Source organism: Metallosphaera sedula DSM 5348, from assembly GCF_000016605.1.
Lineage (GTDB): Archaea > Thermoproteota > Thermoprotei_A > Sulfolobales > Sulfolobaceae > Metallosphaera > Metallosphaera sedula.
Genome location: NC_009440.1, coordinates 203,493 through 227,298 on the forward strand (window position 1 = coordinate 203,493; position 23,806 = coordinate 227,298).

The 23,806-nt window shown below is 45.9% G+C and carries 27 protein-coding genes; 15 read left to right on the forward strand and 12 right to left on the reverse strand.

Annotated features, from left to right (window positions below; all coding sequences use genetic code 11):
* Nucleotides 1-76 precede the first annotated feature (76 nt).
* A complete protein-coding gene (locus MSED_RS01265) occupies nucleotides 77-1,504 on the reverse strand; it encodes a gamma-glutamyltransferase family protein (RefSeq protein WP_011921388.1) in 1,428 nt (475 codons plus the stop codon).
* A 42-nt stretch (nucleotides 1,505-1,546) separates the two neighbouring features.
* Here MSED_RS01265 and MSED_RS01270 point away from each other — a divergent pair, with 42 nt between their 5' ends.
* From MSED_RS01270 to MSED_RS01280, 3 genes are read left to right on the forward strand one after another with little or no spacing between them, the layout of a single operon-like run.
* The gene (locus MSED_RS01270) at nucleotides 1,547-1,906 is read left to right on the forward strand and encodes a hypothetical protein (protein ID WP_011921389.1); all 360 of its coding nucleotides are present in this window, start codon (nucleotides 1,547-1,549) and stop codon (nucleotides 1,904-1,906) included.
* A complete protein-coding gene (locus MSED_RS01275; protein WP_011921390.1) occupies nucleotides 1,896-2,141 on the forward strand; it encodes a MazG nucleotide pyrophosphohydrolase domain-containing protein in 246 nt (81 codons plus the stop codon). Before MSED_RS01270 ends, MSED_RS01275 begins: the two co-directional genes overlap by 11 nt.
* 4 nt (nucleotides 2,142-2,145) lie before the next feature.
* Nucleotides 2,146-4,434 carry a tRNA(Met) cytidine acetyltransferase TmcA gene (locus MSED_RS01280; protein WP_011921391.1) on the forward strand — a complete coding sequence of 763 codons (2,289 nt, stop codon included), beginning with the start codon at nucleotides 2,146-2,148 and terminating at the stop codon, nucleotides 4,432-4,434.
* 26 nt (nucleotides 4,435-4,460) lie between these two features.
* Here the strand turns inward: MSED_RS01280 and MSED_RS01285 are convergent, their stop codons facing one another.
* Nucleotides 4,461-5,237, reverse strand: coding sequence for a hypothetical protein (locus MSED_RS01285; RefSeq protein ID WP_011921392.1), 777 nt, complete (start codon nucleotides 5,235-5,237; stop codon nucleotides 4,461-4,463).
* Between the two features lie 307 nt (nucleotides 5,238-5,544).
* The gene (locus MSED_RS01290; protein WP_144418805.1) at nucleotides 5,545-6,129 is read right to left on the reverse strand and encodes a ParA family protein; all 585 of its coding nucleotides are present in this window, start codon (nucleotides 6,127-6,129) and stop codon (nucleotides 5,545-5,547) included.
* A 129-nt stretch (nucleotides 6,130-6,258) separates the two neighbouring features.
* On the opposite strand from MSED_RS01290, the gene MSED_RS01295 reads away from it, so the two are divergent.
* Together MSED_RS01295 and MSED_RS01300 are read left to right on the forward strand one after the other, a co-directional pair.
* Nucleotides 6,259-6,579 carry a hypothetical protein gene (locus MSED_RS01295; RefSeq protein WP_011921394.1) on the forward strand — a complete coding sequence of 107 codons (321 nt, stop codon included), beginning with the start codon at nucleotides 6,259-6,261 and terminating at the stop codon, nucleotides 6,577-6,579.
* A 189-nt stretch (nucleotides 6,580-6,768) separates the two neighbouring features.
* Nucleotides 6,769-8,169, forward strand: coding sequence for an APC family permease (locus MSED_RS01300; RefSeq protein WP_011921395.1), 1,401 nt, complete (start codon nucleotides 6,769-6,771; stop codon nucleotides 8,167-8,169).
* Between the two features lie 6 nt (nucleotides 8,170-8,175).
* Here MSED_RS01300 and MSED_RS01305 read toward each other — a convergent pair whose 3' ends face one another.
* The 5 genes from MSED_RS01305 to MSED_RS01325 all read right to left on the reverse strand — a co-directional run bounded on the left by MSED_RS01305 (nucleotide 8,176) and on the right by MSED_RS01325 (nucleotide 12,930).
* Entirely contained in the window at nucleotides 8,176-8,943 is a 768-nt protein-coding gene (locus tag MSED_RS01305) for an ABC transporter permease (RefSeq protein ID WP_011921396.1), read from the reverse strand.
* Nucleotides 8,940-9,893 (reverse strand): daunorubicin resistance protein DrrA family ABC transporter ATP-binding protein, encoded by a 954-nt coding sequence (locus tag MSED_RS01310; RefSeq protein ID WP_011921397.1) that lies wholly within the window; start codon nucleotides 9,891-9,893, stop codon nucleotides 8,940-8,942. Before MSED_RS01310 ends, MSED_RS01305 begins: the two co-directional genes overlap by 4 nt.
* A gap of 37 nt (nucleotides 9,894-9,930) precedes the next feature.
* The gene (locus MSED_RS01315) at nucleotides 9,931-10,323 is read right to left on the reverse strand and encodes a universal stress protein (protein WP_011921398.1); all 393 of its coding nucleotides are present in this window, start codon (nucleotides 10,321-10,323) and stop codon (nucleotides 9,931-9,933) included.
* A gap of 64 nt (nucleotides 10,324-10,387) precedes the next feature.
* A complete protein-coding gene (locus tag MSED_RS01320; protein WP_011921399.1) occupies nucleotides 10,388-11,707 on the reverse strand; it encodes an MFS transporter in 1,320 nt (439 codons plus the stop codon).
* Between the two features lie 35 nt (nucleotides 11,708-11,742).
* Complete coding sequence (locus MSED_RS01325) at nucleotides 11,743-12,930, reverse strand: MFS transporter (protein ID WP_011921400.1); 1,188 nt, start codon at nucleotides 12,928-12,930, stop codon at nucleotides 11,743-11,745.
* A 193-nt stretch (nucleotides 12,931-13,123) separates the two neighbouring features.
* Here MSED_RS01325 and MSED_RS01330 point away from each other — a divergent pair, with 193 nt between their 5' ends.
* The 9 genes from MSED_RS01330 (at nucleotide 13,124) to MSED_RS01370 (ending at nucleotide 20,440) form a co-directional block, all read left to right on the forward strand.
* The gene (locus tag MSED_RS01330) at nucleotides 13,124-14,071 is read left to right on the forward strand and encodes a 2-hydroxyacid dehydrogenase (RefSeq protein WP_011921401.1); all 948 of its coding nucleotides are present in this window, start codon (nucleotides 13,124-13,126) and stop codon (nucleotides 14,069-14,071) included.
* A complete protein-coding gene (locus MSED_RS01335) occupies nucleotides 14,055-16,235 on the forward strand; it encodes a tRNA(Met) cytidine acetyltransferase TmcA (protein ID WP_011921402.1) in 2,181 nt (726 codons plus the stop codon). The genes MSED_RS01330 and MSED_RS01335 overlap by 17 nt, the downstream gene beginning before the upstream one ends.
* 76 nt (nucleotides 16,236-16,311) lie before the next feature.
* Nucleotides 16,312-17,496, forward strand: coding sequence for an MFS transporter (locus MSED_RS01340; RefSeq protein WP_011921403.1), 1,185 nt, complete (start codon nucleotides 16,312-16,314; stop codon nucleotides 17,494-17,496).
* Between the two features lie 69 nt (nucleotides 17,497-17,565).
* Complete coding sequence (locus tag MSED_RS01345) at nucleotides 17,566-17,934, forward strand: hypothetical protein (protein WP_011921404.1); 369 nt, start codon at nucleotides 17,566-17,568, stop codon at nucleotides 17,932-17,934.
* Nucleotides 17,935-17,986: 52 nt separating this feature from the next.
* Nucleotides 17,987-18,370 carry a putative metallopeptidase gene (locus tag MSED_RS01350; protein WP_011921405.1) on the forward strand — a complete coding sequence of 128 codons (384 nt, stop codon included), beginning with the start codon at nucleotides 17,987-17,989 and terminating at the stop codon, nucleotides 18,368-18,370.
* Nucleotides 18,371-18,431: 61 nt separating this feature from the next.
* A complete protein-coding gene (locus tag MSED_RS01355; RefSeq protein WP_011921406.1) occupies nucleotides 18,432-18,836 on the forward strand; it encodes a hypothetical protein in 405 nt (134 codons plus the stop codon).
* Nucleotides 18,836-19,372, forward strand: coding sequence for a hypothetical protein (locus MSED_RS01360; RefSeq protein ID WP_011921407.1), 537 nt, complete (start codon nucleotides 18,836-18,838; stop codon nucleotides 19,370-19,372). Before MSED_RS01355 ends, MSED_RS01360 begins: the two co-directional genes overlap by 1 nt.
* Before the next feature lie 130 nt (nucleotides 19,373-19,502).
* Nucleotides 19,503-19,901, forward strand: coding sequence for a DoxX family protein (locus MSED_RS01365; RefSeq protein WP_011921408.1), 399 nt, complete (start codon nucleotides 19,503-19,505; stop codon nucleotides 19,899-19,901).
* 110 nt (nucleotides 19,902-20,011) lie between these two features.
* Nucleotides 20,012-20,440 (forward strand): PaaI family thioesterase, encoded by a 429-nt coding sequence (locus tag MSED_RS01370; protein ID WP_011921409.1) that lies wholly within the window; start codon nucleotides 20,012-20,014, stop codon nucleotides 20,438-20,440.
* On the opposite strand, the gene MSED_RS01375 is transcribed toward MSED_RS01370, so the two are convergent.
* Nucleotides 20,437-20,772 carry a winged helix-turn-helix transcriptional regulator gene (locus MSED_RS01375; protein WP_011921410.1) on the reverse strand — a complete coding sequence of 112 codons (336 nt, stop codon included), beginning with the start codon at nucleotides 20,770-20,772 and terminating at the stop codon, nucleotides 20,437-20,439. The genes MSED_RS01370 and MSED_RS01375 overlap by 4 nt on opposite strands.
* Nucleotides 20,773-20,837: 65 nt before the next feature.
* On the opposite strand from MSED_RS01375, the gene MSED_RS01380 reads away from it, so the two are divergent.
* Nucleotides 20,838-21,044 (forward strand): CDGSH iron-sulfur domain-containing protein, encoded by a 207-nt coding sequence (locus MSED_RS01380; RefSeq protein WP_011921411.1) that lies wholly within the window; start codon nucleotides 20,838-20,840, stop codon nucleotides 21,042-21,044.
* Between the two features lie 7 nt (nucleotides 21,045-21,051).
* On the opposite strand, the gene MSED_RS01385 is transcribed toward MSED_RS01380, so the two are convergent.
* Genes MSED_RS01385 through MSED_RS01395 form a run of 3 tightly spaced genes read right to left on the reverse strand, consistent with a single transcriptional unit; the run spans nucleotide 21,052 to nucleotide 23,798 of the window.
* Nucleotides 21,052-22,878 carry an AMP-binding protein gene (locus MSED_RS01385; protein ID WP_011921412.1) on the reverse strand — a complete coding sequence of 609 codons (1,827 nt, stop codon included), beginning with the start codon at nucleotides 22,876-22,878 and terminating at the stop codon, nucleotides 21,052-21,054.
* Complete coding sequence (locus MSED_RS01390) at nucleotides 22,875-23,300, reverse strand: Zn-ribbon domain-containing OB-fold protein (protein ID WP_011921413.1); 426 nt, start codon at nucleotides 23,298-23,300, stop codon at nucleotides 22,875-22,877. Before MSED_RS01390 ends, MSED_RS01385 begins: the two co-directional genes overlap by 4 nt.
* A complete protein-coding gene (locus MSED_RS01395) occupies nucleotides 23,301-23,798 on the reverse strand; it encodes a Zn-ribbon domain-containing OB-fold protein (RefSeq protein ID WP_011921414.1) in 498 nt (165 codons plus the stop codon).
* Nucleotides 23,799-23,806: the final 8 nt, after the last annotated feature.

The window sequence follows — 23,806 nt, forward strand, 5'->3', positions numbered from 1 at the left end:
AACAAGGGATAAAAAAGGTTTTCAAGATATGTCTTTACAAAAATGCTCGAAAACCGCTTTCCTGAGGTGGGGTTAGTTAAACTGGTAGGGAGACTCCCTCGCTCCTAGGATCCGCCACGGCTATGTGTAAGTCCCTCTTCGTTTTAAGTGCCTGAACTATCCCTACCTGTGGGGAAAATGGTTCCAGTTTAGTGGAAGGAGTACCCAGTCTGCTCTCTGCAACGACCTTGTTACCAGTGAACATAAAACGCGGTGCATTGACGGCTTCATCTATTTCCATCATGTAGTCAACATAATACTCTAGGACTTCCGAATGGATCTGTGGCCTTAAATCTCCACCCGCACAACCAATGATAAGTTCGTCGTCTCTTCCCTCAGCGTAGAGTATTGAGAGAGTATGAAGCGGACGCTTTCTTCCCTCAGGTTTGTTCCTTCCTTCGGTGAAATTGTCTCCGCGATTATTGAAGACTATGTCGTTAACCACAATCCCCGATCCGAAGGGTTGGAACAAGCTCTGTATGAAACCTACTTTGTTCTCCTCATCAGCTACGGTGAAAAAGGTAGTGTCCCCATCTTGGTTAACCTTTGCCTCCATCCCCACTTCCATCAGTCTTTGAGTCAGGTAGTTGTTATCAAGGAGAAAGGCTGGCAATGGATGAAATCTAGGGTCAGCAACGTACTGGTCCCTATCCTCGTAGGCTAGGGCCGAGATCCTAACATGTTCGTTTACTCTCTTAACGTCATTATAGGGCAATTTGTTTATCCCGGTCATCTCCACCATCCTGAGGATCTGTAGCGTAGTGATCCCTTGAGTATTGGGCGGAAACTCGTAAACGGTATATCCCTTGTAATTGGTCTTTAGCAACTCTACTCTTTCGGCCCTAAACTCCCGAAAATCGTCAAGTTCAACGGGCACCCCTCTCTTTCTAAGTCCCTCTACAAGTTTCTCTGCCACTTCCCCCTCATAAAAAGACCTGGGGTCCCTCGCAACACTCCTCAGTACTTCTCCAACTCCTCTGACCCTTATCCTATCCCCGAATCTCTTCCCTCCGTAAAGGGATTGCCAATCCTGGCTTAGCTTTTCTGAATTGACTATGGCGTGATGGAGCCCTCTCCCTACGTGAAATCCGTTAACTGCCAGTTTTATTGCTGGTTCAAGGAGTCTATCTAAGCTCATTGTAGTGTAATCCTCCATGGCATGCCAGAGTTCCACTAAACCTGGGATAACAATTGACCTGGGACTCCTAGGATCTATCTTGTCCTCTCCAATATTCTTGGGTGCCCATCCAGTGGAGTTTATGGCAATTATACCTTCAGGGGTCTTAGCTAGAAGTAAGCCATCCCCTCCTAACCCGCTCGTATGGGGTATCACAACGGAAAGTGTAGCGCTCACAGCTATTGCAGCATCAAACGCATTTCCACCCTGTTCAAGTATCTTTGCTCCCACGTAGCTCGCGACGTAATTCTGGGAGGCTACGACTCTCCTACCAGCGGCTGTTGGCATATTTCCTTAATAACGTGCTAAGAAATAAAGCTTAGATGATCCTTGCGAGTTTCCAAGGACTTTCTTGAAAAGGTAGAGAGGGATAGCTGTGTTCCGTATAGGGACAGCGAGGTTGTATGTCTTACGGAGGATCTACCTGGATCAGATAATGTCCCCGTGCAACTCGAAGTGGACCGAGAGGGTGGTAACGTGTTACTAAGACATGTAATTATGGACAGGGAAGACAATCCACTATATGTGGAGTACTTCATTGACAGGAACTTCCTAGAGAGCATATCCTCCACCAAGACCGTTAGTATACTTTTCGTGAACGTGGAAGGAGATATAAGGAAAAGATTCTCCATACCCCTGAGTGACGAGGATATACGACTGATAAGGAGTGAGATGAGGATTGGAAGTTAGGGAATTGCAAAATCGGTTAAGGGAGATGTATTTTGAGAAGGACAAGGAAAGGGGAATTTTTGGCACATTCACCTGGTTCACTGAGGAAGTAGGAGAGCTGGCCGAGGCCCTTCTACAGGGCAAGAGGGGATCCATAGAGGAGGAGTTGGCGGACGTTATAGCCTGGGCTATTTCAATAGCCAACCTGACTGGGATCGACGTGGAAGAAGCTTTAAAGAAGAAGTACGGATTGTGACACCATGGATAGTGAGGAGTTCTTTTCAGCACTGAGGGAGGCGTTGATAGATTCAAGGAAGCGGTTCTATAGGAACTTGGTATACATAGAGAAGACAGATTACCTAGAGGACCTGAGGCGCGTTCTTTCCCTGTTCAACGAAACTCAAGGGGGTAGTAGAAGGGCCTATGCCTTTCATCCTTGGGCTACTGGTTCCAAGGAAAGGCTTTCAGCGTTGAAGGACCTCCTGGGGCAGGTAGATGACATAGATTACTCCAGTTCTGAGTACTACCTAGGAAGGACATATGACCTTGTAGTCCTTGACCTGGTGGATAACTTCCAGCCAAACTATGTGGGCAGGCTTACCGATCTTACCAGCGGAGGCGGTCTGGTGGTAATGTACACTGATAATCTAACGCAAAATAAAATATTTCGAAATTCCATAGCGAGGAAGGGAATAGTCCACGATTACTATGAGCAGAGGTTCAGGAGGAAACTCAATGAACATGAAGGCATGTTTAGAATAGATTCTAGTTATGAGGCTAGGCCCTTCAAGGGAGAGGTCAAGCCCACAACCGAGAAAAAGCGTCTCAAGAGCATGTATTTCCCTAAGGAACTTCACGATCTCTGCCTCACCGATGAACAGGACAAGGTTCTAGAGGAGTTCAGGATCCTGTACAGGGGAGGTAAAAGGATCCTCGTGATAACTGCGCCCAGAGGGAGGGGAAAAAGCGCTGTCACTGGGCTAGGCATAGCGGCCTTGATAGCTGATTCCAATAGGGAGAGAACTAGGGTAGTGATAACAGCTCCGTCCCTCGCCTCAGCTTCGCAGATCATGGAGTTCGCCAAGAGGGGACTAGATACGCTTCAGGTCCCCAATGAGGCAGAGATGTCTGATATAGGAATAGTGAGGGCCATTAGAGGGGATAATTTCTCAGTTGTTTATGTCTCACCCGAGACGGCTGTGGGTGAAGACGGCACTTTCCTGGTTGTGGATGAGGCAGCTGCAATTGGGATAAATCTTCTAGCCCAGTATGTTAACAGATGGAGAAAGGTAGTCTTTGTCTCCACGGTATATGGCTATGAGGGATCAGGAAAGGCCTTCCTGAGATATCTTAAGAACATTCTAGAGGAGAAGAAAGCCTGGACACGTTGGCTAACAATGAGTAAACCACTTCGTTACGCAGAAGGCGACCCAGTGGAGAAATGGCTCTATGATGCCCTACTACTCAACCCTGAGCCCGCTAAACCTAAGAGCTTGGAATCGGTTGAATTCGTAACGTTAGACAAGGAGACACTCTTTCACGACGACGTACAATTGTCGCAGGCCTACGGCATACTGGTCTCAGCACACTATCGGAACAACCCCGACGACCTAATGATAATGGGGGATGGGCCACATCACATTCTGAAGGCAATTAGGGCTGAGGATGGGTTCATCTCAGTCTCCCAAATCTCCGAGGAGGGGAGCCTTTCGGATTCAATGATAGATCTTGCCCTCAAGGGAGGTACCTTTGATGGTGATCTTATTCCAGATAGACTATTGAAGCATGTTAGAATTAAGGAGTTTGGGAAGCTTTCAGGCTGGAGAATAGTGAGGATAGCCACGGTCCCTGAGCTTCAGGATAAGGGTTTTGGAAGCCAGCTTCTTCAAATGATACTTGAAGACGCTAAGTTACAGGGGGTGGACTGGGTTGGCTCCTCCTTCATGGGAGACCCCAAGGTTTTAAGGTTCTGGATAAGGAATGGCTTCATCCCGGTTCACGTCTCCCCCAAGAGGAATGAAAAGTTTGGGGACTTTCCCGTGGTCGTGATCTATCCAATATCTAATGTATCCAAAAGGATCGTGGGCATAGCCTCCCACGTATTCAAGGAGAAGTTGCTGAACACCATACATGACGTCTACTTTAACATGACACCTGACATGGCCATGCTACTTCTTCAGGGCAGTAAAGCTCACTTGGACGTTAGTGTAAGTAAGGTTTATCTAGCAAAGCTTGTAGCATTTCTACAGGGTACCAGTCCCTACGAGTCCTCTGCTGACGCCATTCACGTTCTCGTAATGAAGTACTTCTGGGACGGAAAGAGGGACTGGAAGCTAGATGATAACCTAGAGAAGGTTCTCCTGGCTAAGGTTCTTCAGGGAATGCCTTGGTCATATCTAAATGTTGTTATTGGAAAAGGGAGAACGAATTCCACGGAGGCAATACATGAGGCTGTGAGCATCTTAGCAAAAAGATATTATAACTTAGATGAGGAAGGAGAAATTGCAGTTTCGTTACAGGATTTAGGTGATGAGTTCACAACACGATGAATTGTGATATGATGCATCTCAACTGATCAGGCAACTATGGCTAGGGAGTTGAGAATTATCGCCACGACCGTCAATAGAGAGAATAGCTGGTGGAACCCGATAGACATACCAGGTTTCTCTGGGTTTTTGTTGATTGACCTATACACCCAAAGGCCAGCGCCTATTTCTAGGACAGTGAAGGCTAGGGTTAACCAGTAATGAAGGTAAATAACTGCAAACAGGAATATTACCGCAAGTAAACCGTGAATAGCCCAGGCCCACTGAATTTTCCCCTGAGGCTTCCTTACTTGACCAATGGGCCTAGACATTCTTCTTAGTCCTGTAACCACTCCTCCCATAAAGATGACGAAATACAGGAAGTGCGGTGGTATTATTGCCTGTTCAAGGAATTGAATAACGTTTACATGATAACCTAAACCCTCTAGGAAGATGAGAAGGTAAGTAACAAAGGTGGTATATGCAGCGATATCGTGAAGTCCTTGAAATATGGAGGGTAATTTCCCTGCTAGCACGTACAATGTTGCCATTCCCAAGAGAGCCGTAAACACTACCGCAACAAATCCTATAATGGTAATAAAAGATGGTGACATAATTAGGAACGCTAGGGAGATCAGTCCCACAATTGTGGCACTGATTCTGTGAAGAGCCTCAGGATCTCCCTTCATAGCCACCTGATGGATGTCTCTGGTGTAAGGCCATTTGGTACCCAAGGACAGGCCATAACCGTAGCCCTCAACTATACCACCTAATATCACAGTCATACCAGCTAAAATTGATGCAACAATTCCTAACGTGTATAACATGATATAGACTACGATTTCACCTGGTAAAATAATTTGATGAAATCGGAGTTAACAGTTTGAATGCTTATGTTCAGCGGGTGTAGTGGAGAGTCATGAAGTATGGCCTCATAGATGCAGGTCTATACTCGTGTATAATGTGCCCGGATGTGAAAGCAGAGAAACTACGCAATCTCATTCATTGTGATCTCAATAAGTTGAGGATCATCGAGGATGGCAGTGCATAACTCGTGTGGATATGGTTCCTGAAACTCTCACTCCCCTGGAGGACGTAAGTCTGAGTTGATGAGGACCTCCATAGACGATGAAGCTAGATGAAGCTATTTCTCCTCTCTACTATACTCATTACGACGGACTGAAGGTACTTCCCAAAGCTATTCTCCTCAACAAAAGGAATACTCACAACTATTTGAAAAAGTTTTTCTACATCTTTAGATACTGAGTATTCCTCAGGTACCTGGTTAATCACGAGTCCGAACTTGCTATAAAACTTCTCGCTATATTCTAGCGTTACCCCAAGGTTGAGGGGATCAGTAACAAAGAGAGGAAGTGAATCCGCATCCACTTTTATAATGGGATTATGCGGAACCGCACAAGAGAAATTATCTATCACTACGTAATCCCAGCTCTGAGAGTAAACCTCCTGCAACTTTCTACAGGCTATCTCTAGATCATTTGAATCTATTCTAAAAGGTTTCCTGAAGAGCTTAAGAATGCAAAGGTTACCTTCGCATAGCATCTCCCCATTTATCCACATCTTCCTCCCAAGGCCACAGGTAGGGGTTTTATCCACTATCAGAGTCTTGCCCAATTTAGCCAGTTCCCTAGACAGATGTAAGGCTACGCTTGTCTTCCCTACTCCTTCTTTGACCCCTAGTACATTTACTTTTATCAACAAGCAATAAGTTTTAGGAGAGCTATTAAAATCTTCAAGGCTGTATAGTTAACCGCTTGGAACCCATTTGCCGAGTTCCAGGATCGAAGTAATTTATTACCTCAAACGAGTTGAGATAAGTCGGTCCAAATGGATCCCTTTATGTCGAAGGTCTGGAAACTCATTGACCTTCAACTTCCGTTGGTCGTGACGGATGCTGAGACCTATCTGGTGAGAGAGGGTAATTTAACTCAAGAAGACTATGAGAAACTCAAGAATTCTACCAAATCTATAAAAATCTCCTACTATTCGGGGGATTTGAATAAACTTAAAACTTCTCTAAAAGAAGCATTAAATCAGTTAAAAACTATTCAACCTAAAAAACCCTTTCCACCTGAGATGAAAGCTAGGTTTGATGCTGTTATCAAAACGTTATCTGAGTTAGCTGAAACCGCACAGGCAACATCTTAATATAGTCATCGGCCTCTAAAGTCTAAATATTATAGAGATATCCCTAGCCTAGTCTGATACTTTTTTATTTTACCTTTAAGCCAACTACTAAGTTTTTAAGGGCTTTATCCTTTAAGCTTTCATGAAAACGAGGGATTTTTCCAGGGTAATTTTTTAAACTTTTAGGATCGAAAAGCTTAAAGGGAGATCATGAAGTTAAGCCGAGGCGTTATTTCTCTTAAGGAAGCTTATGGCCAAGCTATGGCAGTCACAGCCCCATTGGGAAGCGTGGTTTCTACGTCTACTGCAGCCATACTATACGCAGGTCATTCAGTGGTATTCACGACACTACTCGCTTTACTTGGAAGTGCCTTATGGATATACACTCTCACGAGTTATACGAGGAGGGTCGCCTCTCCTGGAGGCTATTATACCTTTGGTTATAGCGCTTGGAGGAATAAGACAGTGTCATTCTTTGAGGCGTTGACGGAGGTATTCGCTTATTCTCTATTAAATGCAGTGAACGCTATTACCTTATATCTCCTCGTGAGTATAGGCCTTCAGGTAATCGGGATCTCCCCTCCCTGGTGGGTTGAAGTTCTCGCGATAGGCCTCGGTTTAGCTTACCCAACTTTAATCTCACTCACGGACATTAAGAAACTACTGGGCTACGTGGTTACAATCAGTGCCTCTGCTGAGGTTGTTCTTCTACTGGCCCTTTTCATTCTCTCCTTATCTAAGCCATTTCATCCGGAGTATTTCACACCAGATGGAGTGAGCGGAAGTAACATCGCTCAGGCGTTTGTGCTCTCCATGGTTAGCATATCAGGAGCTGGGGCAGCTTCCTACCTTGGTGAGGAAGCCAAGAAGCCTTTCAAGACCATAACACAGGGCATGTGGTTATCCCTTGTTATAGGCGGTATTGCCATGTTTCTGGGGACATATGCCCTAGTGGCCTTGTGGAACGGCTCCCTCTCGGCTCTAGCCAATTCTCCTCAGCCTCTCATTTACGAGATGTTTCAGTACGGCAAGATACCCATGATAATAGCGTTAGTACTAGCTGCGAATAGTCTACTTGCCTCTAACATTGGCACTACCCTAGGATCGGCCAGAATTCTGTTTAACTTAGCTAGGGAGAAATCAGCACCAATGTTGTTAGCGAAGACAGCGAAGAATGGTGAGCCACTAGTTGCGACTATGATGATAGGAGGCCTCTCTACTTTGGTCGTAGTGGTTTCGGTTCTAGGCTTAGGCATATCCAATGCCTTCGCTGTAGTGAGCGTGATAACGGGAATATTCTGGCTTACTGGCAGGATTGTGGACGGCTTTGGGGTTCCAGTATTCTACTACAGGATAGGTCAACTATCCTGGAACACCTTGTTCATTCCCTTGATAGCTACTGCCCTGAACGTGTGGGGAGTTGGAGAGTCCCTTTCCTCACCTGACCTATTCACTATTTACACTCTCGTGGCCATACTCCTAGTAATCGGAGCCTGGTACTTTTTAATGGGAAGAAAGGGTAGGCCAGGCTCCCTCGTCGTTGACGAGAACAACCAGGTAATTACAATCGAGGAGTACATGGAAAGACTGAAGAAGAAAATTCCTAGTTAACCATTTTTATTCTGCATTTAGATACTTATTTGTTAATATGCTTCCCAAGAGAACCATTACAAGAGCAAACACGGCAAGGTATCCCAGGTAATTCCACGATGGGTCATTATAAAGCAACATTCCTCTGTTAAGTTCAGCAGCATAAGTGAGAGGGTTAACGTCGCTTATTGCCCTTAACCATCCAGGGAAGAAGGCCTTTGGAAAGAGAGCTGTACTAGAGAACATGAGAGGTAGATTTATCAGGTTTGATATAACTCCGGGTGCTTGCCAGTCAGCAGTCTTTAGGGTGAACATGGAATAGAGTGAGGAGAAACCCAATCCAACGAAAGCTAGAGATAGGAACAGGACTCCGAGCGAAAGTGGAGTAAGATTTAACCTTACTCCTAGGAAGTAACTGGCTACCAGTAGAATTGGAACCTGCAATAATCCCCTTGTCATTCCACCTAGCGTCTTAGCTAGAAAGACGTCGTATTTCGGTGTCGGGGTAATGAGGACTCTCTTCAAGTAACCGAACCTCTTGTCTTGGATAAGGCTCATGGAGCTGAACATCCCCACGAAAAGCATGGATATGGATAACTCACCGGGTAGAATGAAGGCTATGTAGTTGGTAGTGTGAAAGAAGCTTATTAGGACTTGAGAAGGTACACCAGAGAAACTGCTACCGAAGAACACTAGCCACATTATGGGCTGTGAGATTAGCATTATCCACATATACACGCTTCGGAATATCCTCTTTGCCTCCCTCATATAGAGCGCATAAAGTCTGTCTATCATCTTCTCGCCCTCCTTATCATGGCGTAGAACTTCCTGGCGTCAAAGTCCTGCTCCTCAATTGTTCCTCCCGTGAGATTTATGAAAACCGTGTCGAGGCTAGACTTGTTTATCTTAATGCCCTTGATGTTATCGCTTCCTATCGCCCTTATGACGTCCATTAGCATGGTCTCCGCATTGTTCACCTTTATCCTGACCTTGCCATTACTAACTACCGCATTCTCGAGCCCCACGTTGACGTTTGCCCCGTTCTTAAGCTCGATTTCTATTATATCCCCTCCATATCTGGCCTTCAATTCCTCTGGAGTTCCCAGTGCGATGATTTTCCCCTTGTTAATGATCCCTATCCTTGAACACAAGGAATCTGCCTCCTCCATGTAATGGGTAGTCAAGAGTATTGTCACCTGGTAATCCCTGTTTATTTCCCTTATCAGATTCCACATGGTAGCCCTGGTGTTCACATCTAGCCCAATTGTGGGTTCATCCATGAAGATCACTTCTGGGGAATTGAGTAGGGCCATGGAAACCTCTAGTTTCTTCCTCATTCCAGTGGAGAACTTTCCAGTCCTACGATTGGCGAACTCGAGGATTCCAAAGTACTTAAGAAGAGAGGTTGCCCTTTCCTTCCAGTTCTTGACTCCTGTGAGCCTGGCCTGAATTTCTAGGTTCTCCCAAGCAGTTAAGTCGTCATCCAGGATGACTTCCGAAGAGATCCATCCTATCCTCGACTTTACCTCTATTGGATTTTTCCTTATACTATACCCCGCGATTATTGCCTCCCCCTCCGTAGGTGGAGTTAAACCTGTGAGCATCTTGATGGTGGTAGTTTTCCCTGCCCCGTTCGGACCCAAAAGACCAAATATCTCCCCTTTCTCCACCTTGAATGAGACGTGATCAACAGCTACAAAATCTCCATATTTTTTTGTAAGATTTTCTGTCTCAATCGAATACATACCTGAATATCGGATTATAGACTAAAAAAGATATATCTCATTTTACCACGAGGACCGGGATATTTGATCTACTTACCAACTCACTGGACACACTTCCCAACACTATCTTCTTGATCCCGGTCAACCCCCTGCTCCCCGTCACAATGAGGTCACATTCAATCTTGTTGCAGTAATCTATGATCGCGGAGGGGACATCTGCGGATTCCAGGACCTTGGTGACCACCTTGTAGCCCTCAATCTCCTTCTTCACGGCGTTAAGGGCTTCCTCAGCTTTCTTGTCATTCTCAATTGTTACCTGTTCAGGACTTCTCGGAATTTCCTTCACAACGGTGACCATGTGAAGTTCATCAATATCCCTCATCAGTTTCAGGGCAAACAGTAACGCCTTCCTCGCGTAGTCTGACCCATCATAGGCTAAAACAATTTTCATGATTATAATATATCAACTTCATAGTATATGAGCTTTTTATCATGGTAATTAAAAAATTGTCACTTTAACCCTCTTTCACAACGCTTTGGGACGATACTTCTATGGGAGTCATGTTTACGTCGTAGCCCTTGAAGTACCAGGTAATGGTCGCAATGGCTCCTAGGGCCCATAGGGCGGTATTATATAGCACGTAAAGGAACGGGGAGTTAATAAAACTCGTAAAGTACACAGAGAGGGAGCTCAGAGTGATGGGAAAGACTCTAACGAGCCCTATCATGAAGGCCCTATTACTGCTTGGAAGGATTAGGGGTTCGTAAATGGTTCTCACAGCCCAGCCGAACTCACTAAAGGCCATGTTAAGGAGAAGGAGGCCGTAAAATAGGCCCATGTTACTGGAGACAGAGTTGATTGTGAGAAGTATTCCCAGGATCGTGACTGTCCCTCCCAGGAACGAGAAAAGTGAGAATTTCCTGCTCTTTACCCTGTTAACTGCGAAGCCCGCAATTACCCCAGCTACGCTAGCTCCTACGTTAGCAATAAACACAATGAAATTCTCCAGACTCGGGAAATAGAAATCTCCTATGTAGAAGGCCATGAGGCCGTAGGTCAGGTATTGCGATATGGCAATCGCAACCAAGAACCAGTATCTAGAGAGCAGGCTCAACTTGCTTACGTTCCGGTTCTCTTTGACCTCTTGTATCCTGTTCCCCAACTTGGAAAGTTCGGCCTCTACTCTCTCCCTAAACCCCTTCACGTATAGCCATCTAACGGACTCGGGTAATCTAAGTCTCACCGCTATGAGAAAACCTAAACCTACTAGTGCGGTGAGGGACAGGGAGAGCAACTCTAGAGTTGGAGCACTTGACGAGGCCGATACAAGAACAATTGCTGAGGCTACCATGGCCCCTATATTGTCAAAGTTTGGGGCAAGAACTAGAACCTGGTCCCTCCTCACGATGGGCATCATCTCAGCCGCATACGACAACATAACTGGAACTTCCCCTTCCACCCCAAGTACTCCTAGGACTATTCCAAAGGTTAGGGTGTAAAGTAGAGCGGGACTAGTGAGAGGAATCTTAGTGAATTGTGAAACCAGGGACACAATAGCTATAATGAGCGCTCCACTACCGTACATAGACATTGTAACAATAAAGGTCCTTTTCCTTCCGTACATCTTGTCAGAGATGAAAGGGAAGATCAAGTTCCCAGCTAGGGTTGCGACTATGGGTGCTATGATAAAGAACACGTTGTTTATAGAGGGGTATAGAAGGGGAGCTATGGTACTAATTGTTCCCCACATGAAGAAGCCTAAGGCCAGAGAAGCAAAGAGTAGACTATGGGTTGAGGTCCATACAGCCTTATCTACTTTATCTAAAGGTTCCATAAACTTTTGTTATATAACTTGGTTATAAATCTACTTTATACATTATGGCTCGAAGTATGGATGGCTGCCCTTGGCCATGTAATGACTGAAATAAACACCGTGATGAGAGCAACCAGATTAATGATGTCGATTATCTTGGCCATTCCCAAGATACCCATGTATTGCATTGCTATCCCCGTGATGACTTCCGCAATGCCTCCCACAAGCCCGCCTATGTTATAGGACATTCCCGACAAGAGCCCCCTAACCTCCACGGGAACGGAGTGGGCAAGGAGAAGCGGTATCAGGGGCCAGAATCCGCACGATGAGGCATAAACCATCGTAGAGATGATTGAGGCAAGAGGGCCTAGGTTGATGAATCCAGGAACGGTAAAGAAGAGGGATACTGTGAGCGTAACCAGGGCAGAAAGGATTAGTTTCCTTACGTTTATCCTGTCTGCAAGGCGACCAAACACGATAAAGGATATTGCAAGTCCTACGTTGGAGATCAGTAGTGTTAACCCTAAAGTAGAGGGAGAGATTCCAATTAATTTTTCCGCAAAGGTTGGATAATTTCCGAAAACAGAGAAGTAGGCTACAAACATCCCTGACATTGCCAAGGTAGACTTAAGGATGAGGTTTAGGTAATCCCTGTACTCAACTTTTACCTTGGATACCCTTGTGGGTTTGGATTCTGGAACCTTCAGTTTCATGTAAGGTACCAGAAGGAGGGGAAACGTTCCAGTGGCTAGAAAGATTCTCCAATCCTCCGAAATGAGAGGTGAAAAGTAGATGTACATTGCCCCTGTGAGCGCGTAACCCATTCCATACCCAGACTGGACTATCCCTGTAAGTATTCCCCTGACTGATACGGGGGCACTCTCATAGGCTATTACTGTTCCAGCAGTCCACTCTCCTCCCATGAATACTCCCTCAAACAGTCTCGCCAGGAAAAGTACTATCACGTTTGGGGAAAAGGCCATAATCCCATGAGACAACGAATACCCCAACGTAGTGAATATCAGGACAGGTTTCCTTCCGTACTTGTCCGAAAACCTTCCAAAGAGTGTACCTCCAACCACCCTCCCCAATAGTCCAAAGGAAAAGAGTAGGGAAACCATTACATAGCCTATGTGAAATGTGCTTTCAATATATTGATAAACGTAAGTAATAATTAGCAGGTCATAAATATTTCCTGCCCATGCGATTGTGGAGGCAAGTGTTGCGTGTAGGTACGGTTTCATTTCGAAAAAATGGTTCAAACAAAACTTAATAAATTTCTTGTGTCACGGCACCTCTTTAAGAATCAAGTAAGGATGTATGGGACTGAAATTGCATTTCTTGATGGACACATCCAGTTATTCAACTAGTTGAATTACTCCAGAGACGTAAGCCCACATCAGTTGTGGTTAAAATGTGCCACTTCTCATTTCTCCTATGTATAAGGTACTGGTAACTAGAAGGATCCCAGGACCTTGGCTCGACCTTCTTAAAAGAGAGACTGAAGTGGACATCTGGGAGGGAAGAGATCCTCCACCTAGGTCTTGGATACTTTCCAGAGTAAAGGATAAGGATGGGTTGTTGGTCACCCTAACCGAGAGGGTAGATAGGGAAGTGATAGACGCTGGAGTAAACCTGAAGGTGATTAGTACCTATAGCGTGGGTTTCGATCACATTGACGTGAAATACGCCCTCAGTAAGGGGATTAGGGTAACAAACACGCCAGACGTTCTGACTGACGCTACCGCAGACCTCATATTTGGCCTTCTATTAGCGGTAGCCAGGAGGATAGTGGAAGGGGATAGATTGATAAGAGATGGTAAATGGAACCTTCCATGGTATCCGGAATTCATGCTTGGTAAGGAAGTGAGTCATAGCACCCTGGGAATCCTTGGAATGGGAAGAATAGGCAGGGCTGTCCTGAGGAGGGCCAAGGGATTCGACATGAATGTGATATATTACAGCAGGAAACCTCACGATGTGGATGCGAAGTTTGTGGATTTGGACACGCTTCTCACAGAATCCGACTTTCTAGTGGTCACGGTGGATCTGAACCAGGAAACATATCACATGCTGGATTACTCAAAGTTAATGAAGATGAAGAGGACGGCTTTCCTTGTTAATGCGTCCAGGGGACCAGTGGTCAAGGAAGAGGATCTGGTCAGGGTATTGTCGGAGGGGAGAATTGCGGGGGCTGCCCTAGACGTATTTGAAAGGGAACCAATTTCACCGGACAACCCACTGGTTAAGTTTCCCAACGTGGTATTAACTCCTCACCTAGGGAGTGCCACGAGGGAGACAAGGGAGAAGATGGCTGAGATAGCCGTGAAAAATCTGCTCAATTGTCTTAAAGGAGAGAGCCCACTTTATGAAGTCAAATTATGACATTCAGGAGATATTTAGGGACGCAGTGTCAGGCAACTATAGGAACCTTGTGGTGATAGAGGGGGACTATCGAGAACCCCTCCTTGAGTTCATCCATGAGTATCTGAAGGTGGAGAGGAATCCGTCCACTGGATATTACTTCCATCCATGGGCGCAGGGAAGTAAGGAGAGGCTAAACTGGATAAGGTCAGTTCTAACAACCGTGACTGACATTGATTATTCCTCCTCCGAGAGGTATCTGGGAAGCACGTTCGACCTTTCCATAATAGATGCGGTAGATGATTTTAGGCCGTCATATGCGGCTAGGGCCGTAGAGACCGTTAGGGGAGGAGGGCTCATAATCCTTTACACAAACAGATTGGAGGAGGGGAAACTGTACAGGGACACGTTAACGAGAGACGGTAAGGTTAACAATTTATTCGAGGAAAGGTTCAGGCATAAACTACTTTCCCACAGGGGTATACTATACTGGAATGATGGGGAACTAATCGTAAGGCCCTACTCGAGCTCGGAGGTAAGCAAGCCTAAGAGATCTAGGAAGGGAAAATACCCTGAGCTTGCCAAACTCTGTAAAACGGATGACCAGGTTAAGGTACTTGACGAGATAGATTTCCTCCTCGAGGAAGGGAAGAAGCTCTTGGTTGTAACGGCTCCACGCGGGAGGGGTAAGAGCGCCTCAGTGGGGCTCGCCCTGCCTCTGCTTATTTCCCAGAGCAAGTATCCCCTCTCCATTGTAGTTACTTCCCCGACCTACTGGTCAGGTGCTGAGATAATGAGATTTTCAGAGATGTCCCTAAAGGCCCTTCACAAGAGGTTCAGGAAAGTTATCTCTAGGGATGGCAAAATCCTCTCTCTGGAGATTGGAGAGAGTAGAATAAGATGGCTTCCCCCTGAGCTAGCTAGGGATCAGCATGGGGATATACTCGTTGTGGACGAGGCAGCTGCTCTCGGTAAGGAGTTCGCTGATTACGTCCTGAGGCGATGGAATAAGGTTGCCCTGGTCACCACAGTTCACGGATATGAGGGATCAGGAAAAATATTCCTGAAAATATTCGATAGCTATGACGGGGAGCACGATGTTCAGAGGCTGAAACTGGATTTCCCCGTGAGATATGGGAAGGGAGATCCGGTGGAGAGATTTCTAAATGATGCTTTCCTGTTGAACGCAGATGCCACCGAGGGAGAAGATCTGAACAAGGTAGCAGAGGTCGACGTGAGGTCCCTCTTCGAGGATGAGGAGAGGTTGGCTTCAGTCTACGGAATCTTGGTAACTGCCCATTACAGGAACACTCCTGACGATCTCATGATGTTGGGGGACATGGCGTTTCAGAGATTATTTGTGGCTGAAAACAATGCTGGTGTTGCTCAGGTTGTAGAGGAGGGAGGACTTTCTCAGGAGGCAATAAAATCCATAGCCCAGGGAGAAGAAAACCTGGGGCATCTGATTCCCCATAGGCTCGTAAAGTACTGGAGGCTGTTTGAATTTGGTGAGTTACGTGGCTGGAGAGTGATGCGTATAGCAGTCGCTCCCGCACTTCAGGGGAGAGGGATAGGATCTAAGCTCCTCAGGGAAATTGAAATTAAAGGTGAGGGGGAGGGTATTGATTGGATTGGATCATCCTTTCTCGCTAGCTATAACGTTATCAAGTTTTGGGCAAAGAACGGTTACATACCAGTTCATGTCTCCACGAAGAAGAACGAAAGTCTAGGGGGATACTCGGTTATTGTTGTGAAGCCGTTCTCGTCCGCGGCTAAGGAAATGAGCAGTCGCGTTTCCCTACTGCTTAAGGACAAATTGCTCAGGACATCCCATCAGGTATACTTCAATTTAGATCCAAGGATACTAGCCATTCTACTCAAACTCACACCTCCCGCTTCCAACGTTACAATCTCAGATCTATATGTGAAGAAACTCAGAGCCTACCTGGAGGGACTTCTACCCTATAACTCTGTCGCGGAGGCTGTTCACCTTCTAGGGGAGAAGTACTTCAAGGAATTACGATTTGACGTGGACGACGTTTCCCTGGCCACGCTAATCTCAAGGACATTCCAGGGCAAGAGCTGGTATCATGCGGGGGTATCTCTGGGCCTAACGAGCTCTCAGGTCGAGCAGAGACTTAAGGACACGATCGCATTGATCTTAGAAAAATATCAGTTATCATAGCAACTATTGTTACATTATTCATATATCTCTATTAAAAAGTTTAATCTTATGTCAAGTTTTTTAAGCCACACCGATAATGATGCGGATCAAGTTGAGGAGAGAACCATCCTTTGCATATATTGCACTCACTCTTTCCTTGATGACCATAGCTGCGAGGTCAACCAATAACATGGTGACCACTACAGTCGGTCCTCTGTCAAAGTATCTTCTAGGTTTCTCTAACACGCTTGTTGGTGTGATAACTGCGGTGATGTTTGCTACCACGTTCATCGCAACGTCATACATAAACCCGAGCTTGAACTCATCAGTCAGACGTAAGGCGTTCATTTTGTCTAACCTTACCGTTCTACTCCTTTTACCGCTGTTCTTCTTTGTAAGCAGTGTCACAATCTGGATAATTTCCGCTTTGATAGGTCTAGCCTTCGGTCTGGTAATGCCCAACCTTATCACTGCGGCATCCTTAGTTAATGACAGAAAAACTGCGGAAAGACTATTGGCGCTTTACTCCACAAGTCTTAGCATAAGCCTGATACTTGGACCTGCATATGAGAGCTTCGTCTTAAGTAAGTTCCCATACAATTACGTGTTTCTAGCCTTCCTTCCAATAGCTGCCTTGGCCTTTGCCCTGTCTTGGACCGTGAAATTTCCAGATACCAAGAGAGAAGTTAAGGGATCTAGGGCCCTGAGAAACAAGGGGTTCTTGTCCTCCGTGCTTGCAATAACCACCTACAATGTTCCCTTCGCTGCCATAACTGCCTTCCTCACCATACTTGCAGTGGATAGATTTCATGTTCCAGGCGATTTAGCCTACTCAACGTATATCCCCTTCTTCACAATGTCCTTTCTAACAAGGCTATATATGACCATAAGGCCGTTCAACTCGTTGAGGATGCCAATGTTTATATCAATCCTTATAACAGTTCTCACACTGGCTGGAACGCTCTTCTCTCCAACTTATGCCGTGTTCCTATTGGTCATGGCATTGCTTGGCATCCCTCACGGTTCCGTATTTCCCATGTCAACTATCATGATTCAGAGGGCAACATCTAAAGAGGAGAGAAACGCCGTTAACTCCTATTTCCTAGCATACAACAACTTCCTCTTCATAGCTGTACCTACAGTGGTAGGTTATCTCTCAGAGTTCATTGGCCTATCCCTCACCTTCGGACTACTCTCAATACCTGTGGTGCTGACCAGCTTGGTCTTCTTCGTCAAGTTCTGGAATGATGACATCCTCACCGGAAAGTTGCCTCAAAGTTAACACTGTTTATGACTAAATGTCATGCTGAACTTGGAAAAGTTATATAAATAACAAGGCTTGTAGAAGCCCATGTTAAGGCCGTTAATAGCCATTGACCTAAACAGTAATGTTGGCAGTAGATCCATTGCCAGGTTTGTGTCCAAGATCCTGAGGGTATTTGGGATAGCTGACGTTATTTTCATTATGGACGATGAGAGCATTGTGGAGTTTAACGACGCACGCGTGTTCTCTGTCTCGGACCCAGAATCAGTTACGTCCTTGACGGAAAATCTGAGAAAGTTGTCGGAGAAAAAGGACGTTCTTGACCTGAGAAGCGCAATTACCTTGAAAAGGGAATTGGGCAGGAGTTTACTCATAGTCGTCTCAGACAGAAAAATAAAGAAGGCGCATGAGCTAATATTCAAATATAATGGCAGAAAGGTTCAGAAACTTGTTTGACGTAGTGCAATGATAGTTAAAGGTAAAAGTGACCCAGTGAGTTTGTGATGAGTTGAGGTTTACTAGAGCGGAAGATGTAAGGTCCATGGCCCTCTTTCTAAATGAAAACCTGAGCATTGGGCTGGACCTAGGGAAGGTAGAGTTCATACGAAGCTACGGCTCAAGGTCAAGGGCTTATGCGCGAACCTTTTCTCTTCCAAGTCAATGGAGATATGTACTCAACACGGACAAGCTCTACGTGATAGAGGTGATATCGGAGAAATTTGACAGACTATCCTGTGAAGACAAGGCTTACGTGGTAATCCATGAGCTCATGCATATTCCCACAAAGATGACAGGAGGGTTAAGGAATCATAGTTACGCAGGTTTTAGGAGGATAAGAGCTCTCCTCAAGAAGGCCAACCTGTCGGGTATTTGCAGACCAGCCTATCCCTGATGGGAAAATCCATTCAGTTTATATAACTCTCACACTTTAAAATTATTAAGGTAATTCGAGCATGGACGCCGTAAAGCTCTCTGCGACCCTCATTGCCATAGCCTTTCTCATAGCCTTCGTTGTCCTGCTTAATGTAAAAGCGATGGTCATAAGCAGTGTAAATCAAGTTTTTCAGTTGAAGGATTCACTGAACCAGGTTAAAATCAGGAGCATTTCAAGCACTGAACACAACATAACCCTTTCCCTAAGTAACCCATTCAATGTTTCCATGTACGTTTACAATGCGACCGGACAGTACGTTTACTTGAAAAGTCCTATACATGTTCCGCCGATGAGCCAGGGAAACTTCACTCTTGTGATAACTAATCCCAAGATGTTCTATGAGCTGGCACAGGCTCGGCAAGAGAATATAACCCTTTACCTGGGAATAGGGACCTTCAACTTCACGCAGGAAGTGAACGTATAATGCAGTTCAAACTTACAACGATTTACTACGTCCTTGTGGCCATAGTGTCCATCATACCTTACCCTTGGTGGTATTATAGCGTCGGCGGAATAGTCACCATAGAGGACTCGCCATTTCAGGTCCTCATATATTTCCTAGGAACTAGATTGATCCTTTCTGACGTATTGACTTTCCTTCTCACTGCTTTTAGGCTCTACGTGTTCGTCGTAGCGGTGGGATACGCCTTTCAATCCATGAGAGGTAATCCCAAGGTTTACTCAACAATGTTCTGGTTTCCCGTGCTTTACGTCCTAGATCCCATCCTGATTTACGTTCTCTTCAAGTTTATCCCTCAACTTTTGGGTGTCCCTATTCAGTACCCATTCTTCATATGGGGGACCGAAACATTTACCTCTAGCTTCAAGGGAAATCAGGTGATCGCCGAGGTAATTAGTTACCCCACACTGATTTACTGGTTTGCCCTGGGTACAGCCATCCTATACCCCTTTTCTAGATGGGAAATCAGGGCATCAAGGAGAAAGGCTAGACAACCCTAGTCTATGTTTAATTTATTGCATCTTTTTAAATTTCTAGTGATTTACTCTCCTCTAGGTAATCTCCTTTCTTTCACTTTACGTGCTAGTTTATATACTGTAAAAAGTAAAGTTAGATTACAAGGTGAAGTAAATGAGCGAACTAATTGGTTCAATAGGTCTCCTGATTTTCAGGCTGCTCTATGGAGTAGCCTTGATACCCCATTCTCTGCCTAAAATATCCATGAACAAGCAAGTCAAGGAGATGATGAAACAGATCGGAATCCCTGGGGGATTTGTGGACCTATCCTTGATAATAGAGCTAGTAGGAGGTTTACTCGTGATTCTAGGTACCATTTACGTGCTAGTTGATGCTGTCTTAGTGTTATTCTTCCTAGGAACTACTGTGGTGAGCGTGACCAAGATGAAGAAACCCCTTCCATCCATCACTAACCCAGGTTATGACTTAGATATCCTTTTCCTAGCTGGAGCAATCCTGCTACTACTTCTAGGTCCAGGTCCTATATCCTTGTTACCAGGTCCTCAAATCTAGAGGAAGAAACTAGCCTAAGCCAATACAGGCTTTTTCAAATCTTCCTTGTCCTATTTAAAAACACCTAGAGAATGTAAAGAATTTATAGCAAGATAATAACATTTCATGGCATGAGGTTTCAATCACTTAATGAACTTCAGCTTTACCTGGAGGAGGGCGACCCAGTATTTAGGATGCTGGAGGCCAAGATCAAGCATCTAGGACATGGAGAAGCAATCGTGGAGGTGCCGTACAAGTACGAAATAACTAGAAGGGGCGGGGTATTAAACGGTGGAATGATCATGACCATCATGGACTTCACTGGTGGTATAGTGGTGGCAAGCGTAAATGACGGTGACGACCAGGTAACCCAGGAGTTGAAGGTGAACTTTCTTGAGCCCATGCATAGGGGTCCCTTTCAATGCCATGCTAGGATTCTGAGAAAGGGTTACACTGCCGTAGTCGTTGACATAGAGTTCAGGGACGCGGAGGGAAAACTTGGTGCTAAGGGGCTAGGCACCTGGTATATTATCAGGGGAAGAAAAGTTACAAAAAGTTAATTTTTATTCAATACCCACTTCTCTCCCCATTGCCCCATTAACTTGAAAATACTCTCTAGTTCTTTACCCTTACTGGTTAGAGCATATTCCACCTTGAAGGGTCTAGTCCCCACAATTCTTCTCTCGACTATTCCTGCCTCCTCCATAAACTTGAGCGTAGAGGAAAGGGTCTTTGAACTGAGTCCAGTTTCCCTCAGGAGTTGATTGAATCCCTTTGGACCATCAAAGAGGTATCTCAGAACCAGTAGTCTAGCTTCCGTCCCTATAATCTTTATTGTCTCCACGATAGGGCATGTAGTTTTATTTTGTTCATCACGTGAAATGGATGCCATCTAATTTACATGAAGTAACCTCGCTCTTATATAATTTATGATCTAAATCTGCTTTAGGAAATAAAATGGCTAGACTCGTAAGGCATGATAGGAATTTCCCATACCAAGTTAAGACAAATAGTGGGGAGACCCTCTGGATATGTGCGTGTGGTCTCTCGAACAATAAGCCCTTCTGTGATGGCTCCCACAAGAAGACCCAGGACGAGAACCCAGGAGACGTCTACGTATACGACGGAAACACCAGGGTAAAGATAAACCCGCTGTACCTGTGACAAGAGATCAAGACAGCGCCTTTTTTATGAGCTCTAGGGACTGAGGATTTTCGAGGGAGGATATATCTCCTAGATCTTTGTTGAGTATCGTGTTCCTTATGAGCCTCCTCATGATCTTCGCGTTCCTGGTTTTTGGCAGTTCAGGGACTAGTTTCACGATGGAGGGAGCTATTGCCTTCCCCAACCTCTCCTCAAGGTATTTCAGTAACTCCTCCTCGAGTCCAGTCCTAACCTCCTTAGGTACTGCTAGGCATATCACCTTCTCTCCCTTCGTAGGATCAGGGACACCAACACATGCACTCTCCACGATAGCTCGATGGGCATTGAGAACTGCCTCTATCTCCCCTGGACCTATCCTTTTCCCTGAGACCTTTATGGTATCGTCGCTCCTTCCCACGATGTAGAAGTAACCGTCCTCATCCTTTATGGCTAGATCCCCGTGAACCCAAACGTTTTTCCATCTAGACCAGTAGGTTTCAATGTACCTGCCTGGATCCTTCCAGAACCCCCTGGTCATTCCGGGCCAAACGCTCAGCACCACCAGCTCCCCCTCCTCGCCCGGATTAGCAGGTTCGCCACTCTCGTTGAAGACCTCAGCCCTTATTCCTGGAGATTGCCCGTTAAAGGAGGAGGGCCTCATCTCCTTGACAACGTAGTTCCCCAGTATTCCTCCGGAGATCTCCGTGCCACCAGAGTAATTAATCACTGGGGACTCCGTAACCTGGGCAATCCAGTTCCAGCTCTCAGGATCTATGGGTTCACCGGTGTTCCCCACGACCCTCACATCCAGCTTCATGGACGGCTTAGACGACCTCAAGCTCCTGATTAGGCTGGCTGATAGACCTAGGACGTTTACCCTCAAGGTGTTCACGAAGTTTTCCAGGGTTTCGGGGGTTGCGTAACCGTCGAGGAGAGCCATTCTCGCTCCCACCATCAGAGAGCCAAACACTAACCACGGTCCCATCATCCATCCCATGTCTGAAATCCAGGAAACACCCTCTCCTTTCCTCACGTCAAAATGGAAGTACATGTCCGCTGACGCCTTCACTGGAAAGCCACCGTGAACGTGAACACATCCCTTTGGTTTCCCGGTGGTACCTGAAGTGTAAATTATCATTAGGGGACTCTCCGCCTCAGTTTCCTCGTATCCGTCTCCTCCTTCCCTGGTTAACTCCCTTAAGTCGTGATAATCCTTTAGCTCTAGGGAAGTTTTCAGGGCTATCTTTACGAGATTGAGTCTCTCCAGGTTCCTAGTCGGTTCCACCCGTTTCCCCTTTCTTGTGTACCTATCTACAGTGAAGATTGCCTTAGCTCCGCTATCCTCCACCCTAACTCGAATTGGTTCCTCTCCATACCCTGAGAATAGCGGGACAATAATCATCCCTGCCCTAGCTATCCCCAGCATAATGGGAACTATCTCAGCTGTCATGGGCATGTACACGGCCACCCTATCCCCTGGGGACAGCCCAGCTCTCCTCAACCAGCTGGATATGGATTTAGCCCAGCTCAGGACCTGGGAGCGACTGAACTCCTTAACTTCTCCCTCCTCATTCATGGAAGAGACCAGAGTTTCAGGGGAATCATCCAGCTGATCTGTAACGTTTAACCTAGATCCTACGAACCACTTGGACCATTCTCTTCCTCGAGAGAGGTCCAGAACCTTCTCGGGTTTCCTCCTGAAATTAACCCCGACTCTTTCTAGAAAGGAAGGCCAAAAGGTTTCAGGTTCCTTCCATGTGAATTCCTGGAACTGATCCAGGGACTGGTTCCTTTCAGCTAACCATTTCCCTATATTGCTCTCTTCCCTCCATTCCTTGTCAGGCTTCCATATCAAGTTCTTACCCTGAGTGGAATGCCGTATTCAACAATTTCAACCTTTTTCCCGATTTCTGGAATTCCCTGAACAATTGCAAGAAGTCCACCGCTAGCTCCCTTGAACCTAACTAACCCCACCGTGATGGGTTGGTCCAATCTTCTGTCCGCGTTATCGTAGTATATTGTGGTGAAGCTGTCCAGGTAAGCTTCCTTAACCTCAACGTACTCGCCGTTCTCGACGAAACAATCCTCGCAGTACATTCTCGGCGGTACGTAAACCCTTCCGCACCTCGGACATTTCCTTCCCAGGATCTTCCCCTCCCTCAGCCCCCTGAGAAACTTTTCGCCATCTGGCCCTGCCGTATAGACGTATCTTTCAACTTCCATGACGTCCTTCCACGTAACTAGCTCGTTTTCCCTTCCGCGCTTGTCCCAGGACATTTACACCACCTCAAAGCACTCTATATCGTCAATGCTTCCTGTCCTTTTTTCAGCGGGTCTCCATCTGGCCCTCACAGTTTTTCCCATAATTGTCATGCTCTTCACGTCTTCGTAGGAACAGCATATTCTGTGGAACAGACCTGGATATACGTAATCCCTGGGAGATGACGGGAATAGTCTAATGGTTCCCACAATTTCTGGCTCCTCTAGTCTGTCCCTTGTCCATGAAATGAAGCTTGCCACGGCGGTCATAACAACTCCCTCATCCTTGACCTCAACCCATTGCGAAGTGGGATAGAAACAATCCTCGCAGTACATTCTCGGCGGTACGTAAACCCTTCCGCACCTCGGACATTTCCTTCCCAGGATCTTCCCCTCCCTCAGCCCCCTGAGGAAAGTGCTCAGAGCCTGGCCCGCAGTGTAGGAATACTTGGCCTGAGGTTTGTACGAAATGGTAACGTGTTCCTTCAATTCCTCCTCCTTAAGTGGATGAACCATGGTCTCAC